This window comes from Chryseobacterium caseinilyticum, assembly GCF_014837145.1.
Taxonomy (GTDB): Bacteria; Bacteroidota; Bacteroidia; order Flavobacteriales; family Weeksellaceae; genus Chryseobacterium; species Chryseobacterium caseinilyticum.
Window position 1 is genome coordinate 25260 of the sequence record NZ_JACYFS010000003.1, and the last position, 15454, is coordinate 40713.

A 15454-nucleotide genomic window follows, 5' to 3' on the forward strand; every position below is an offset into this window, starting at 1 on the left:
TTAAGTCGCTTCAAGCTTACAACAAGCTTAGAAAACAGGAATCAACTAGAAAGAAAATCAAATTTTTTTCAAAGAATAATGTGTCCTTTTATGTGGAACAATTTTAAAAAATCTCCTATGACTGATGTGTTTAAAATTATTCTTTCAAACTGAAAATCAGCACCGAAACATTAATCCAAAAATGCTTACTTTTAAAATCTTAAATCAGAAAGCATGAGAAGGGAAATTCAAAATAAAAATCCCCAATTTACTATATCAGAAAAACATTTGGAAGTCTATCAGTTCGAGAAAGACGGTCTTGAATTGAAATCAAAATACACTTCTGAGGATATTAAAGATCAGACTATCAGCGATTCTTCACCGGGAATTGCTCCTTTTTTACGGGGACCTTACTCCACAATGTATGTTCAGAAACCGTGGACGGTGCGTCAGTACGCAGGTTTTTCAACTGCTGAAGAATCCAATGCTTTTTACAGAAGAAATCTGGCAGCCGGACAAAAAGGACTTTCCGTAGCTTTCGATTTGGCAACCCACAGAGGATATGATTCGGACCATGCAAGAGTAGTGGGTGACGTTGGGAAAGCTGGTGTTGCGATTGATTCTGTTGAGGATATGAAGATTTTATTTAATGAAATCCCTCTGGATGAAATCTCAGTTTCGATGACGATGAACGGTGCCGTTTTGCCGATTTTGTCTTTTTATATTGTCGCTGCAGAAGAGCAGGGCGTTTCTCAGGATAAGCTTTCAGGAACAATTCAGAATGATATTTTAAAGGAATTCATGGTGAGAAATACTTACATTTATCCGCCGACACCATCCATGAAAATCATTGCTGATATTTTTGAATATACATCTAAAAATATCCCGAAATTCAATTCAATTTCCATCTCAGGCTATCACATGCAGGAAGCCGGAGCCACGCCGGTTTTGGAAATGGCTTACACTTTAGCCGACGGTCTGGAATATGTAAGAACTGGAATAAAAGCAGGAATGAATGTCGATGACTTCGCTCCAAGACTGTCTTTTTTCTGGGCAATCGGAATGAATCACTTCATGGAAATTGCTAAAATGCGTGCTGCAAGATATATTTGGGCAACTTTGTTAAAGCAGTTTAATCCTCAGAATCCAAAATCTTTAGCATTAAGAACGCATTCTCAGACCTCCGGCTGGTCTTTGACGGAACAGGAACCATTTAACAATATCACAAGAACTGCCATCGAAGCTTTATCTTCAGCTTTGGGAGGAACTCAGTCTTTGCATACTAACGCTTTGGATGAAGCCATCGCACTCCCGACGGATTATTCTGCGAAAATTGCGAGAAATACACAGATTATTCTTCAGCAGGAAAGCGGAATCTGCGATGTTGTTGATCCGATGGGCGGAAGTAATCTTGTAGAAGCTTTAACCCAGCAGATGATCGAAGAAGCCATGAAATTCATCGATGAGGTAGAAAAAGAAGGCGGAATGACCAAAGCCATCGAAGCAGGAATTCCAAAAATGAGAATTGAGGAAGCAGCCGCAAAAAAGCAGGCGAAAATTGACAGCGGCGAAGAATTTATCATTGGTGTCAATTCATTCAGATCGAGTTTAAAACAAACGCCAATTGACATTTTAGATATCGATAACACGGAAGTCCGCAGAAAACAAATCGAAAGACTTGAATCTATCAAATCAACCAGAAAGACCGAGGCGGTCGGCCAAATTTTAAATGATATTAGAAATTGTGCTAAAACCGGGAACGGAAATCTATTAGAACTTTGCATAGAGGCAGCCCGCAGAAGAGTGACTTTGGGCGAAATGAGCGATGCGATGGAAGAAAGTTTCGGACGTTACAAAGCCAACATCAGAACAATACAGGGAGTTTACGCTATGAATGCAGGTAAAAACGAATACTTTGGAAAAGCCCTTGAGCTTACTCAGAAATTTGAAGAAGAAGAAGGCCGCCGCCCGAGAATTATGGTGGCAAAAATGGGTCAGGATGGTCATGACCGCGGTGCAAAAGTAGTTGCAACGGCTTTTGCCGACATGGGATTTGACGTGGATGTTGCGCCATTATTCCAAACTCCTGAAGAAGTAGCGAAACAGGCGGTGGAAAATGACATTCATATTTTGGGTGTGTCGTCTCTGGCGGCAGGTCACAAAACTTTGGTTCCGCAGGTTGTTGAAGAACTGAAAAAACTAGGTGCAGAAGATATTACAATTGTCGTAGGTGGCGTAATTCCACAGCAGGATTATGAATATCTGTATGCGAATGGTGCTGATTTTATTTTCGGTCCCGGAACGAATTTACCGAAGTGTGCGGTGGATATTTTGAACAGGTTTTAGATTAAAATCTAATAAGAATTCAGAAAATTGCACACCATTTGCATTTAAAGCCATAACCAAAAACAAAATATTATGGCTTATACAGTAATTTCAGTATTTCCGCCGGCAACTGACACCGAGGAAGTAAAATCACAATTAAGGAGCGAAGGATTTTCAGATGAAAATATTATCGTTTCAAAATCTAAAGTAGATGTTGATTCTGCAAATGATCTTGAGGATGATGAAAACACAAGGCATTTTTGGGATCACATGTTTGCCAACGACACCGAAATGCTTGATGCCTACAGCAAAAAAAGCAGAGGAAACACCACTATCGTTTTGTACACCAGCAGCTACGATGAAGCACAGAGAGCAAAATCGATTCTAGACGGAAAAGGAGCTATCGAAATCATAAAACAGCGGGAAGGCGAAACTATCAGAAAGGAGGTTCCGGACGACATCCCTCAGGATGTAGAAAGAGGAATTATTGCTAAGGCAAAACACAATTTATACTTCCTTGGTTCAGAAAGAAATTATACCACTACACCAGAACAGGGTATGGGAGATACAATGGATGGATTGGGATCTAAAGATTAAACAAAAAAAACCGGTATGAAAAACATACCGGTTTTTTTATGAAGCAATTTTGATTACTTCTTCTTTTTTGCAGGAGCTGCAGTAGGAACTTTAGATTTTCCTGTATCTGCAGGAGTGTTTTCGTCCTTTACCAGTTTCAGCTCATCTACGATTCTTCTTGCACCGGCATATTTGTCGATTGTCCAAAGTACAAAACGAACGTCTACGCTGATGGTTTTCTGCCATTCTTTTTCGAAAACGATGTCTCCGCTTAAAGCTTCGCTGTTTCCGTCGAATGCGATACCGATAAGGTTACCGTCACCGTCGATTACCGGAGAACCTGAGTTTCCACCTGTAATATCGTTATCTGAAAGGAAGTTTACCGGTAAATATCCTGCTTTGTCAGCATACATTCCGTAATCTTTAGCTCCCTGAAGTGCCAAAACTCTCTGAGGAAGATCAAATTCTTCATCCTTCGGCTTGTACTTCCCTACTAAACCTTCCATTGTAGTATAATAGTTATCTGTAACTCCGAAATAGTTTCTGTCGTCTCTTACAGGCAATGTTGTAATCTGTCCGTAAGTAAGTCTCATTGTAGAGTTTGCATCCGGATAGAATTTTTTCTCAGGCATAGCCTTCATCAATCCTGCAAGGAACAGTCTGTTGTTTTTTGCAAAATTATCATCAATTTTTACAAATCTTTCAGCTGAAGCTTTTTGATCTGCCATAATTCCTTTTGCGATTTTCAATAACGGATCTGCATCCAGCTTCACACGGTCAGGATTCTGAAGGAAATTGGTAGCTGAAGTTTTATTTGCAAAAATTGAAGAGAATGCAACATTAGAAAGATTCTTAGCATCAAGAGCCATCAATGTCGGCGATGCAACATCTGCTTTCACTTTTGTCTGGTAAAGGTTTACCATAGAATTCATCATTTCACCTTCAAGCTGTGTGTTGATGCTTTCGTAAGTCTGCTTGATTGCATCTTCTACTTTAGGTTTCATAGCTACTCTACCCGCCAAATCCTGAGATGCATAGCTGTTGAATAAGCTTGAAAGCTGAAGTGCTACTGAGAAATATTTTGAATTTCTTGTTAAAAGAGAAGCATAGTTTCTTTCAACATTTCTGTCTGAAGTCTGTTTGTAATAGGTTTTAACTTCGTCTAAAACCATTTCATTCTCAAGATTTGCAGGTTGTACTGCCCACGTTCTGAATGTATTTTCTACATTCTGTTTGTCAGTAATTGTTCCGTTTTTGATTACGGCATCAATTGTTCCCTGTCTGTTTTTCCAGTAGTTGGCTACTGAAGCATATTGTGAAGCGTAAGCCAACTGTGTGGTTTTGTCCTTGTCCATAAATTTCTTCATCACATCCATCGCCAGTTTTGAAGCTTCTACCCAAGCCGGATAGTCTTTGTTCACCATCTGATCGATACCGTAAGAAGTGAGGTAACGGTTTGTTCTTCCAGGGTAGCCTAAGATCATTGAGAAATCACCCGGCTTAATTCCTTTCAAAGAAACCGGAAGTGAATGCTTTGGCTTCAAAGGAACGTTGCTTGGAGAATACTCTGCAGGATTTCCCGCAGCGTCAGCATAAACTCTGAAAACTGTAAAGTCTGCAGTATGTCTTGGCCATTCCCAGTTGTCTGTATCTCCACCGAATTTACCTAATGATGAAGGTGGAGCACCCACCAATCTTATATCTTTATAATCCTGATATACAAAATAGTAGAACTCATTTCCATTGAAAAAATCTCTTACTACAACTGTATATTTTCCGTTCTCTGAATTTTCTGTCTGGATTGCTTTTGATTCGGCATCGATTACTGCTTTTCTTTCAGCAGCAGACATCCTATTGTTTAATTTTGAATTGATTCTCTGCGTAGCATCATCCATTCTCACTAAAAATCTTACGTAAAGATCTTTAGCATTAAACTCATCTTTATCTTTCATTGCCCAAAAACCATCTTTCAGATAATCTTTGGCAGGCGTTGAAGCCGCAGCTACAGCACCATAACCACAGTGGTGATTGGTAAAAATTAGACCTCTGTCTGAAACGATTTCTCCTGTACAGAATCCACCGAAGCTTACGATAGCATCTTTAAGACTTGAATTGTTTACAGAATAAATCTCTTCCGGAGTAAGGTGAAGACCTTCTTTTTGCATGTCTACACCGTTAAGTCTCTTGACAAGCATCAGAAGCCACATGCCTTCATCAGCTCTCATCTGAGCGAAACTCAGTAAAAAAGTGAATAGTAAAAGTATTCTTTTCATTTTCTAAATAATTTTTGTGTGGCTAAATTACTAATTTTTACGCTATCTACTGCTTAAATGGTATGAAAATGGACAGATAAAGCGAATGAAAAAGACAATATCAATATTTATAGGGTTTCTGTGTTTGGGATTGATCTTAAACTGTTCATCTGCAAAGATTAATAATGCACAAATCCAAAGACAGTGGATGTTGGTTTCATTTAAAAATTTCACTAAAGAAGAACTGGTAAAAAGCAAGGCTGAAATCAATTTAACATCGGAAATTAAAGACAAAAAAATACAGGGCGGTGCATTCATGGGCTGCAACAGAATGTTTTTCACTGCTGAGATTAAATCTAAAGACAAAATAGAAATCTCCGGAGTCGGATCTACTTTGATGGCTTGTGAAAACATGAAACTTGAAGATGAATTTTCAAAAGAATTTAAAAAGGTGAAAAACTATAAGGTTGAAGGTCATTTTCTAACCTTATCTGATGAGGAAGGTAATCAAATGAAATTTATCGCAGCCGACTGGGATTAGTTTTGATAAAAATTTAAATAAAAAAATAAGTCCGCCATAGAAAGCGGACTTATTCATGAAAAGAAAAATGGTTATTAGTTTTTGTGTTTAGTTTAGTTTTTTGGAATTGTTTTTTTAATGTCGTAAACAGTCATTTCCGGCGTCAATACAAATCCTTTTGTTTCGGTTTTCGCAGTATTGGCCTGTTTCGCTTTTGTCACTTTCCTTCCCGGAATTGCCGCTAAAACTTCTTCCAGACTAGCCGTATTGGGCAGCAACTTTCCCGAGTTATCTTTTGGCGTTTCAGCTTTTACATTTTTTTGCTTTTCAGCTAACCCTTGCTCCGAAGCCAGTTCTACAGAGGGTTTCTTACTCTGATTTTCTTTCGCTTCCTGCATCATTTTCGCTTCAAAAGCTTTGGACTCCTTGTAAGATTCAGCTTCCTGAGTCAGATTTTCAGTAGACTTTTTATTTTCCTGAGCGTAAATATTCAGACTTAAAGCCAGAAATGGGATGATATATAATGATTTCATAATAGTTTATTTAATGTTTACCAATACTTTAATTTTACCGATTCCGTTTTGATCATAGTCCTGCAGGGCTTTCCCGATGACCTGCCCTATTTTCACTTTTTTAGGATTGCCTTTCATTGCTATTCCGGATTGTGATGAAGTTACAATAAAATCGCCTCTCTTGATTTTTCCTCCTTCCAGACAAACTTTCGTCGGAATAACGCCTACAACTCCCATCGGAACTTTACCAATCAACTCAGAATCTATATTTTCTTCTGTTAAAAGTACGCCTGGTTTTGTAGCATAAACCCCTGCAACCAAAGTAGAATATGCTTTTGAAGATTTCTCTACTGTTCTGTCTGTGTCTGTAGAAATCACAAGAATATCTCCCGGCTCGTATTCTGAAGTATTTCCTTCCACATCAAAAGCTTCCGCTAAATCGGCACCGCTGTTTTGTGTTCCGCCATTAAAAAATGCCTGTCCTGTTTTATTTATTCTTGCTACATTCGTACTTCCACTCTGAAATACAGCAATATTCCCTGAAGGCCCCTGATGGTTGACCAATAAGGTTGAACCGGTTCCTGTTGTGGTTACATGAACTACCGGCTGTCCGTTTGCGTTATTGAAGTTTCTGAAATATCCTGCTCTACCGGTTCCGAAGTTGGGAATCCAACCATATATCGCAGAACCTGTTCCATCTGCCGTAGCTTCCACACCATCACCGTTTCCGCCAGCATTGGCCGTAATTCCATTTCCGGCACCTTCAGTTAAAGCTAATAAAGCCGGTCCGTTTCCTGTCGCATTTGATGCGTAGAATAAACCTGCGTATCCACCTGTTCCTGATGATAATCCATACACGCCCGCAGTACCAAAGTTGGCAAAAATGGAATTTACCTCGCCTTTCAATGCTGCAGAAGTTCCTGTTGTTCTGTCTACCAAAAAATTTCCGGCAATACCATTCCCCACGGTTGTTGAGGTAATTACATCGCTTGTATTGGTGGTGTTGAAATTATTAAATTTTCCGGCACGACCGTTTGCGAATGTAGGAACCCAGGCATAAAGGGCATTTCCGTTTCCATCGATGTTTGTTTCTACCCCATTCCCATCTTTTCCTGCATTGGCGCGGATGGCATTTCCATTTCCTTCAGTGATGGCTACCAAAGCGGCTCCATTTCCGTTGATATTTGATGCGTGAAAAAGTCCGCCAACCCCTCCTGTTCCAGATGATACTCCAAAGATACCCGCTGCACCGAAGTTTCCGAAGATGCTTTTTACTTCTCCTCTAACCCCGGCACTTACGCTGTTTGTATTGGTATTGAGAAAAGAGGAAACATTTCCTGATGTATTATCCGGAATATTACCTGCGCCGTTAGATTCTACTTCAAAAGTATTTCTGTCGTTATTGGTATTACTGTTTACAAAACGTCCGGCTCGTCCTTTCCCTGAGTTAAGACCTACCTGACCAAATACCCCAACGCTTGTTCCTGAAGTATTTCCTGAGACAAAACCTCTTACACCATAACCACCCCCATCGTTTCTGCCCACTACTGCGCCGGCAATATCACTTGTGTTTCTACCTACAACAGCTTCCCCTGCACCGTTGTTATCAGCGATGACCCCGGCAGAACTTTGTGCAGATGTAATTCCGTGAACAGCGAAACCGGCTCCTGTATTACTTACAACACCTGAACCTGAACCGGTAGTAGATACATTGACTACTATTCCGTTTCCTAAGCTGTTGGCATTGATAACATTATTGTTGTTGGCATTATTGGATATTGCAATATTTGCTGCGATACCATTTGTACTTGTGGCATTCAGACCTGTTCCTGTATTACTGTTTGCATAAACACCATATCCCGCCCCTGAAGAATTTCCGTAAACACCTAGGCCTGTCGGCGATACACCATAAACTCCCCATCCGCTTCCGTTTTGGGAACCCCAGACACCGATTCCAAGACCACCAGTACCGTTATTGATTCCCCGTACCGCAGAAGAAAATCCTCCCGGAGCTGTATTATTGACCAAGCCTCTTACGGCTGCAATGCTGGAGGTGGTTGTATTATTGGTTCCTTCCAGAGAAGCTCCGTCACCGTCATTATTGATTGAAAATAATGTACCTGCGTTATTCACAGTTGCTGTGTAAGGTAAAGTTAATGCACCACCGGAAGTTCCTCCTGCTGTCTTCGCATACATTGCATATGGTACACTCAGAAGCTGACTTGTTCCGGCAATCGAATATGTTGTTCCTCCAAGTGGATCTGTTTCAGTTTTCAGATAATAATTTCCTGAAGCCCAGTTGATGCCTGCAAAAGTTCCGGATAAAACAGTTCCCGAACCAATTTCCAGACTTACCAATCCGTTGGCATTGGTAGTTCCGGTAAGTCTTTCAGAAAATACCACCGTTCCTGTTGGCGTGCCCTGAAGTACACTTACGCGTACAGCGATATTCTGATTTAAAAGAAGTTGCCCTCCCGAATTTCTCATTACAGCCTGATAGCTCATTTTTTCAGGAGCCTGAGCATACACCAGCATGGAGCCCAGCACAAGCCCGGCTGTTAGTAAAAGTTTTTTCATGGTATTATTTTTTGATTATTTTGAATGATTTGATGCCTTTCCCTTTTTCTACGATGTTGAATAAATACATCGCTGAAGGAAGTGATGAAAAATTAAATTCAGATTTGGAATTTTGAATCTTCTCTGTTCTTAAAAGTTTGCCGGAGGAATCAAAAAGTTGAAATTCTGCATCCTTATAATCTTTTACAGGAAAATCGAGATAGATAAAATCCTGAAACGGATTTGGATAAAGCCTGATGTCTTCCGTATTGGCAATAGCGCTGTTCACCGAAAGTGTAATAATCTCATAGCTTTGCTGCACACCTTCCATCATCGGAAGACCACTGCCTTTCTGATTAAAATCTATTTGACCAACGCTGTAGGAAACTGAACCATTGCTTCCCGTTGCATTAGTTCCCGTTGCAAGAACCGCTTTCTGAGCCTGAAGACCAATGCCCGAAAGTACAAAGAGCGGAATCAGTTTTAGAGTGTAAAAAATTTTCATGGTTATTAGTTTTATGATTATGATCAGTGTTTTGGTGGAGCTAAATTAGTTCACCGGTGAAGCCTTTTCAGAAAAAATAGATAAACGACCTAAAAAATCGACAAATGACAGATGAAATGTTTGTATCTTAGTCATAAGCAAGTTATTACCATGAAATTCAGGCTGTTCATACTTACTCTTGTTCCGTTTGCACTGTGTGCACAGAGCTCACTGAAGACGGCTAATCATCAGAAGCCTCCATCCTGGCAGATTTCAGATGAAAGAAAATTTGAAATTCAGCAAAAATTGGTCGCTGTTTACAGAACTTATAATCCCGACAGCTGTCTTATATACACCAGAAAAAATCTCGAACTGATCAAAAAAAATAACTGGCAAAGCAAAAAAGGCAAGGCGCTGCTGGGTTTGGTTAGTTATGCTACCGAAAAAAATCAGATCAATGACGGCCTGAAATTCAATAAAGAATCAGAAAAACTTAACCTTAAAAACAAAGACAGTTATTCTCTGGCAGACAATTATTACATGTACGGCAGGCTTTTTCATTTGAAAGCAGATCACAAAAATGCGGTAGCGAATTATTTAAAAGCTGTAGACCTTGGAGAAAAAAGCAAAAACTTCCGCATTGTGAGCAGTGCCTACAGGAGTCTCGCATTCCTCTACCTGGATGAATCTGATGAAAAAAAATCATATGAAAACATCAACAGAGCCATAAGATCGGCTGAGAAAGCAGATAACTCTGATGAGCTGGGGTTTTGCTACGGTGTTTTGGCAGAAATGGAGAGAAATTTAAATAAGAAAGATAATGCACAGAAAAATTTCCTTTTAGCCGAAAAGTATTTTAAACAGAATCACAATGAATACGGCCATGCATGGCTGCTGACCAACTGGTCTCTTCTCGACATTTCTGATATTGACAAAAGCTACCGCATGCAAAAGGAAGCACAGGAAATCTGGGACAGAATTTCACCTCATCATTATATGTCTGTAGCTAATCATTATAACACAGGATTTTCTTACATGGATTTTTACCTAAACTTTTCGGTCTACAGCAAAAAACATGGTTTTTCTAAGAAAGAACTGCTTGAAAAGGCAATGCAGGAATTTAAAATCAGTAAAGAAATTGCACAGAAAAATAATAACCAACAGTGGGTAATGTTCAATTATTTGGGAATGTCTGAACTCTATAGAATCACAAAAGATATTGATAATTACGCCAAAAACATCAACGAATACCACACTATAAAAGATTCGGTTTATTCACAGGACAGAAAAAATGAAATTGCGAAACTCGAAAGCAGAAAAGTGGTAGAACAAAAAAACAAAGAAATTGCGTACAACAGACTCGTTATTAAAAATAAAGAGAGAGAAAAACTGCTGTCACTGGTGGGTCTCGGTTCAGTAACGATTATCGTAATTCTCCTTTTCTTTCTGTACCGCCAAAGCAAAAAGAACACAGACAGACTCACGAAACTCAATAATGAACTGGAAACCGCCAATAAAACAAAAATTAAATTTTTCGGAATTTTAAACCATGACCTGCGAAGTCCTGTTTCCGGACTAATACACTTTCTGCATCTCCAAAGAGAGGCACCGGAACTGATGGATGACGAAACCAAACTCCGGCTTGAAAACAAAACGATGGATGCTGCAGAAAAGCTTCTTCTGCAAATGGAAGATCTGCTTTTGTGGAGCAAAGGGCAAATGGATCATTTCTCGCCGGAAATATCAGAAATACCAGTGCAGGAAATTTTTGATGATATAAAAGATAATTTCACGTGGGCAGAAAACATCTCTTTTAAATTTGACTTTCCTGAGGAATTAAAAATAAAAACCGATCCCGAATATCTGAAAACCATCACCCGAAATCTCACCAATAACGCCATAAAAGTGCTGGAAGAAAAACAGGGCGAAAAAACAATCTGCTGGAAAGCTGTGGAAAAACCTGAATACATCTGCCTAACCATTTCAGACAACGGTCATGGCGCGTCCCAGGAAAAATTTAAGGCGCTTTTCGATGACAGAATTGCTGTCGGAATTAAAAAAGGACTTGGTCTGCACCTGATCAGAGACATGAGCAAAGCCATCGGCATTTCGCTGGAAGTTCATTCTGAAAGCGGTACAGGAAGTGAAATTTCCTTAAGGATTAAAAAAATCTAAATTAGCTTTAAAAGCCCTTCCGATGGGAAGTTTGATCTGCTGAACGATCTCAATTTCGTGAGCAGATTTTTTTCTGATATGATGTTTGGGAATTGCAAAACTTCGGTGGATGCGTATGAAGTGACTGAAATGCTCCTTTTGCAACAGGTTCCCGATGGAATCTAAAATACAGTGTTTTTTGTCTGTAGTAATAATTCTGGTGTAATCTTTTAAGGCTTCAAAATAAAGAATATCACTTATTTTAATCTGAAAAACTTCGTTTCTGTCTTTAATTTTAACAATATTCTCGCCAATCAGAGCATCAAAACTTTCTGACTTTTCTTTCATTTCAAAAAAATCGGCGAGTTTCTGCATCGCATATTCAAAGCGGGCAGCTTTTAATGGTTTGCTGATAAAATCTAATGTATCCAGTTCAAAAGTATCAATGGCATATTCCGGATGCGAACTGATGAAAATACATGCAGGAACGTTTTTAAAATTTTTCCGCAGTTCGATACCGTTCATTTCCGGAAGATCTATGTCTAAAATCAGGAGATCCACATCTGGGTTTAAAGAAGAAACCGCAGTTTCCGCCGAGGCAAAAATACCCAACACCACAATATGAGGATATTTTTTCAGATGTTGCTGAAGAACCAGCCGGTCCAGCTCGTCATCTTCTACTATGATGCATTTAATTTCCCTTTTCATCTCGGTTTGGTTATAATTTTTTTTATCTGAAAAGAATTAGCGGATTAAAGATAGACATTTAATAACAAAAATTTATTTGAACAAACCCGATTTTGATGAAAATTTAGACGCCGTTCTTATATGAAAAACTCCTCTTACCAAAATGCAAAGCTATTTTACGGACTCTTTTTTGCATCTGAAGATAAAAAATGTTATCTTGTAAATCTTATAAATTATACAGAATTTAATGCTAGAAAAGAAACAACATAATTACGAAAAGGCCATTCTGGTCGGCGTTGTTACCCAAAATCAGGATGCAGAAAAGCTGCAGGAATATATGGACGAGCTGGAATTTCTTGCTCATACTGCTGGTGCTGAAGTGGACAGACGTTTTACACAAAATTTAACTCAGCCTGACTCCAAAACCTTTGTAGGAAGCGGTAAAGCTCAGGAAATAAAAGAATACGTAAAAGAAAACGGGATTGGTACTATCATTTTTGATGATGAACTTTCGCCGTCACAGCTGAAAAATCTTGAAAAAGAAATTGAAGTTAAGATCCTCGACCGAACCAATCTGATCCTTGATATTTTTGCCCAAAGAGCACAGACTTCTTATGCAAGAACTCAGGTAGAACTGGCGCAATATCAGTATTTACTTCCCCGCTTGAGTAAAATGTGGTCTCACTTAGATAAACAGAAAGGGGGAATCGGGATGCGTGGTCCCGGTGAAACAGAAATTGAAACCGACAGAAGGATCATCCGCGACAGAATCAGTTTGCTGAAAGATAAACTGAAAATCATCGACAAACAGATGGCGACTCAGCGGAACAACCGTGGAAAAGTAGTTCGTGCTGCTCTTGTTGGTTACACCAACGTTGGGAAATCTACCCTGATGAATGCTATTTCAAAGTCTGATGTTTTCGCCGAAAATAAACTGTTTGCAACGCTCGATACGACTGTAAGAAAAGTGGTGATTGGAAACTTACCTTTCCTTTTAACTGATACGGTCGGATTTATCCGGAAATTACCTACTCAGCTTGTAGAATCTTTCAAATCTACTCTGGATGAGGTGCGTGAAGCTGATCTTCTGATTCACGTTGTGGATATTTCTCATGAAAGTTTCGAAGATCACATCGAGTCTGTTAACCAGATTTTAATGGAAATTAATGCGCATCAGAAACCGATGGTCATGGTTTTCAATAAAATTGACGATTTCAGCTATGAAAAGAAAGATGAAGACGATCTTACTCCATCATCAAAGAAAAATATTTCTCTGGAAGAATGGAAGAAAACATGGATGGCGAGATCTAAATATCCTACCGTTTTCATTTCGGCTTTGACGAAGGAAAATTTCCCTGAAATGAAGAGAATGATTTACGATGAGGTGATGAAAATCCACATTTCAAGATTCCCGTACAACGATTTTCTTTTTGAATATTTTGATAATGATGAAGAAAACAACTAAAAATATATTCAGATGAAAAAATATTTCATCCTTTTTCTGATGCTTGGCTTTGGGCTGTTTTCTGCTCAGAAAGCAAACATCGACCTCAAAGATATTAAGAAAAATCTTCAGAATAAAAAGTCAGATTTTCATTATGACAAACTGATTTTCAAATACAAAGGTCTTCCAAAATCTTTAGACAGTCTGGAGGCTCAGCATCTGTATTACGGAAGAAATTATCAGAACATCATTTCCACTTCAAGCGATGAATTTAAGAATCTTGCCAATGCTTTCAGAGATAAAGATGTTGACAAATCTATCACGCTTGGAAAGGAAATTTACGGGAAAGACCCGACCAATCTTGATGTCTTATTAATTCTGCTTCGTGGCTATGAAATGAAGCAGGACATCACCAATTTTTCGCACCACATGAATCAGCTCCGAAGCTTAACCGACGCTATTAAAAGTTCGGGCGACGGAAAATCCGAAAAAACAGCTTACGTTGTCAATTCTGTGGGTGACGAATACATTCTCCTCAACATGCTTCAGATCGGGCAGGATTACTCGCGCGGTTCTCAGGCCGCCAATGGCGCGATGTACGATGTTTGGTCAAAAGGAGATCAGAAACTCTATATAAAAGTACTTTACACAGGCTTTTAAACTTAAAATTTTTTAATGGAATTATACTATTCATTTTCAGCACTTATCGTTTTAGCATCTATATTCGCCTACATCAATTACAGGTTTTTAAAACTTCCGAGCACCATCGGAATTATGGTTATTGCCATTGTGGTTTCTATCATTCTGGTATTATTTGGTGAAAATTTTCTTCCAAAAACATTCAGTCATTTAAATGATCTGATGAACAGCATCGACTTTACAGAGGTCCTGATGGGAGCGATGTTAAATTTCCTTCTTTTTGCGGGAGGAATTCACATTAACATCAATGATTTAAAGGAACAGTTCCGGCCGGTGCTGATATTTTCTACAGCCGGCGTTATCATATCGACCTTCATTGTCGGTTTTGGAATGTTTTACCTCTTGCCGTTAGTAGGTTTGAAAATACCGTTTATCTACTGTCTGGTTTTCGGAGCTTTGATTTCTCCTACTGACCCTGTGGCAGTTTTAAGTGTTTTGAAGCAGGCCAATGTCTCAAAAGCTCTGGAGACAAAAATTGCCGGCGAGTCGCTTTTCAATGACGGTATGGCAGTTGTGGTTTTCACCGTTGTATTGCAGCTGGCTATAGGAAAAGAAGTTGATTTGGGTATAGAAAATATAGGAATTTTACTCCTTCATGAAGCAGGCGGAGGTCTTCTTTTAGGTGTTGTTTTAGGATGGATAACTTCAAGACTGATGCGTGAAGTGGATGATTACATCATTTCAGTTTTGGTAACACTTGCAGTAGTGATGGGTGGTTATCTTGTTGCACGTCAGATGCATGTTTCAGGACCTTTGACGATGGTTGCAGCGGGATTATTTATGGGTAATTTCAATGTTAAATTTAAAATGAAATCTGTCACTCAGGATTATTTAATTAAATTCTGGGAACTGATTGATGAGATTCTGAATGCTGTTCTATTCCTGTTTATCGGCTTTGAGCTGTTGATGATTAAGGATTTAAATCATTTTGTCATTCCTGGTTTGATCGCTATTGTGGTTGTATTGGTTGCTAGATTTGTTTCGATTTGGGGACCTACGAAATTCATGTCTTTCAGAACAAGATTCAGTCCGCAGACGATAAAAGTTCTGTTTTGGGGTGGAATTCGTGGCGGTGTTTCCATCGCACTGGCAATGTCTATTCCGAAAGGAGAATACCACAACACGATCTTAAGTATTACTTATTTTGTGGTTGTGTTTTCAATTATCGTTCAGGGACTTACAATTGCCAAAGTCGCCAACCCGAAAAAGATTGCTGACGAAGAAAAAAGTCTTGAATCTACTGCGATGGCAGAAAATCAGAATTAA

12 protein-coding genes are annotated in these 15454 nt (G+C 39.1%); 7 read left to right on the forward strand and 5 right to left on the reverse strand.

Annotation, left to right across the window (positions count from 1 at the left end; genetic code table 11):
- Nucleotides 1-213: 213 nt before the first annotated feature.
- Nucleotides 214-2325, forward strand: a complete 2112-nt coding sequence (scpA, locus tag IC610_RS10725; protein WP_191736862.1) for a methylmalonyl-CoA mutase — start codon at nt 214-216, stop codon at nt 2323-2325.
- A 72-nt stretch (nt 2326-2397) separates the two neighbouring features.
- On the forward strand, nt 2398-2901 hold the full coding sequence (locus tag IC610_RS10730; protein ID WP_056083671.1) for a hypothetical protein: 504 nt from the start codon (nt 2398-2400) through the stop codon (nt 2899-2901).
- 53 nt (nt 2902-2954) lie between these two features.
- On the opposite strand, the gene IC610_RS10735 is transcribed toward IC610_RS10730, so the two are convergent.
- On the reverse strand, nt 2955-5153 hold the full coding sequence (locus tag IC610_RS10735; RefSeq protein ID WP_191736863.1) for a S46 family peptidase: 2199 nt from the start codon (nt 5151-5153) through the stop codon (nt 2955-2957).
- An 85-nt stretch (nt 5154-5238) separates the two neighbouring features.
- Here IC610_RS10735 and IC610_RS10740 point away from each other — a divergent pair, with 85 nt between their 5' ends.
- Entirely contained in the window at nt 5239-5673 is a 435-nt protein-coding gene (locus IC610_RS10740) for an META domain-containing protein (protein ID WP_228462909.1), read from the forward strand.
- 92 nt (nt 5674-5765) lie between these two features.
- On the opposite strand, the gene IC610_RS10745 is transcribed toward IC610_RS10740, so the two are convergent.
- The 3 genes from IC610_RS10745 to IC610_RS10755 are packed head-to-tail and all read right to left on the reverse strand — an operon-like array spanning nt 5766 to nt 9225.
- Nucleotides 5766-6185 (reverse strand): hypothetical protein, encoded by a 420-nt coding sequence (locus tag IC610_RS10745; RefSeq protein WP_191736864.1) that lies wholly within the window; start codon nt 6183-6185, stop codon nt 5766-5768.
- Between the two features lie 6 nt (nt 6186-6191).
- Nucleotides 6192-8741, reverse strand: coding sequence for a beta strand repeat-containing protein (locus tag IC610_RS10750; RefSeq protein ID WP_191736865.1), 2550 nt, complete (start codon nt 8739-8741; stop codon nt 6192-6194).
- A 4-nt stretch (nt 8742-8745) separates the two neighbouring features.
- A complete protein-coding gene (locus IC610_RS10755; RefSeq protein WP_191736866.1) occupies nt 8746-9225 on the reverse strand; it encodes a T9SS type A sorting domain-containing protein in 480 nt (159 codons plus the stop codon).
- A 150-nt stretch (nt 9226-9375) separates the two neighbouring features.
- Between IC610_RS10755 and IC610_RS10760 the strand changes: the two genes are divergently transcribed.
- Complete coding sequence (locus IC610_RS10760; protein WP_191736867.1) at nt 9376-11379, forward strand: tetratricopeptide repeat-containing sensor histidine kinase; 2004 nt, start codon at nt 9376-9378, stop codon at nt 11377-11379.
- On the opposite strand, the gene IC610_RS10765 is transcribed toward IC610_RS10760, so the two are convergent.
- Nucleotides 11359-12066 (reverse strand): LytR/AlgR family response regulator transcription factor, encoded by a 708-nt coding sequence (locus IC610_RS10765; protein WP_191736868.1) that lies wholly within the window; start codon nt 12064-12066, stop codon nt 11359-11361. The two genes, IC610_RS10760 and IC610_RS10765, sit on opposite strands and share 21 nt — an antisense overlap.
- Nucleotides 12067-12292: 226 nt before the next feature.
- Between IC610_RS10765 and hflX the strand changes: the two genes are divergently transcribed.
- The 3 genes from hflX to IC610_RS10780 are packed head-to-tail and all read left to right on the forward strand — an operon-like array spanning nt 12293 to nt 15454.
- Nucleotides 12293-13510 (forward strand): GTPase HflX, encoded by a 1218-nt coding sequence (hflX, locus tag IC610_RS10770; RefSeq protein ID WP_056083649.1) that lies wholly within the window; start codon nt 12293-12295, stop codon nt 13508-13510.
- Between the two features lie 12 nt (nt 13511-13522).
- On the forward strand, nt 13523-14149 hold the full coding sequence (locus IC610_RS10775) for a DUF4919 domain-containing protein (protein ID WP_191736869.1): 627 nt from the start codon (nt 13523-13525) through the stop codon (nt 14147-14149).
- A gap of 15 nt (nt 14150-14164) precedes the next feature.
- Complete coding sequence (locus tag IC610_RS10780; protein ID WP_191736870.1) at nt 14165-15454, forward strand: cation:proton antiporter; 1290 nt, start codon at nt 14165-14167, stop codon at nt 15452-15454.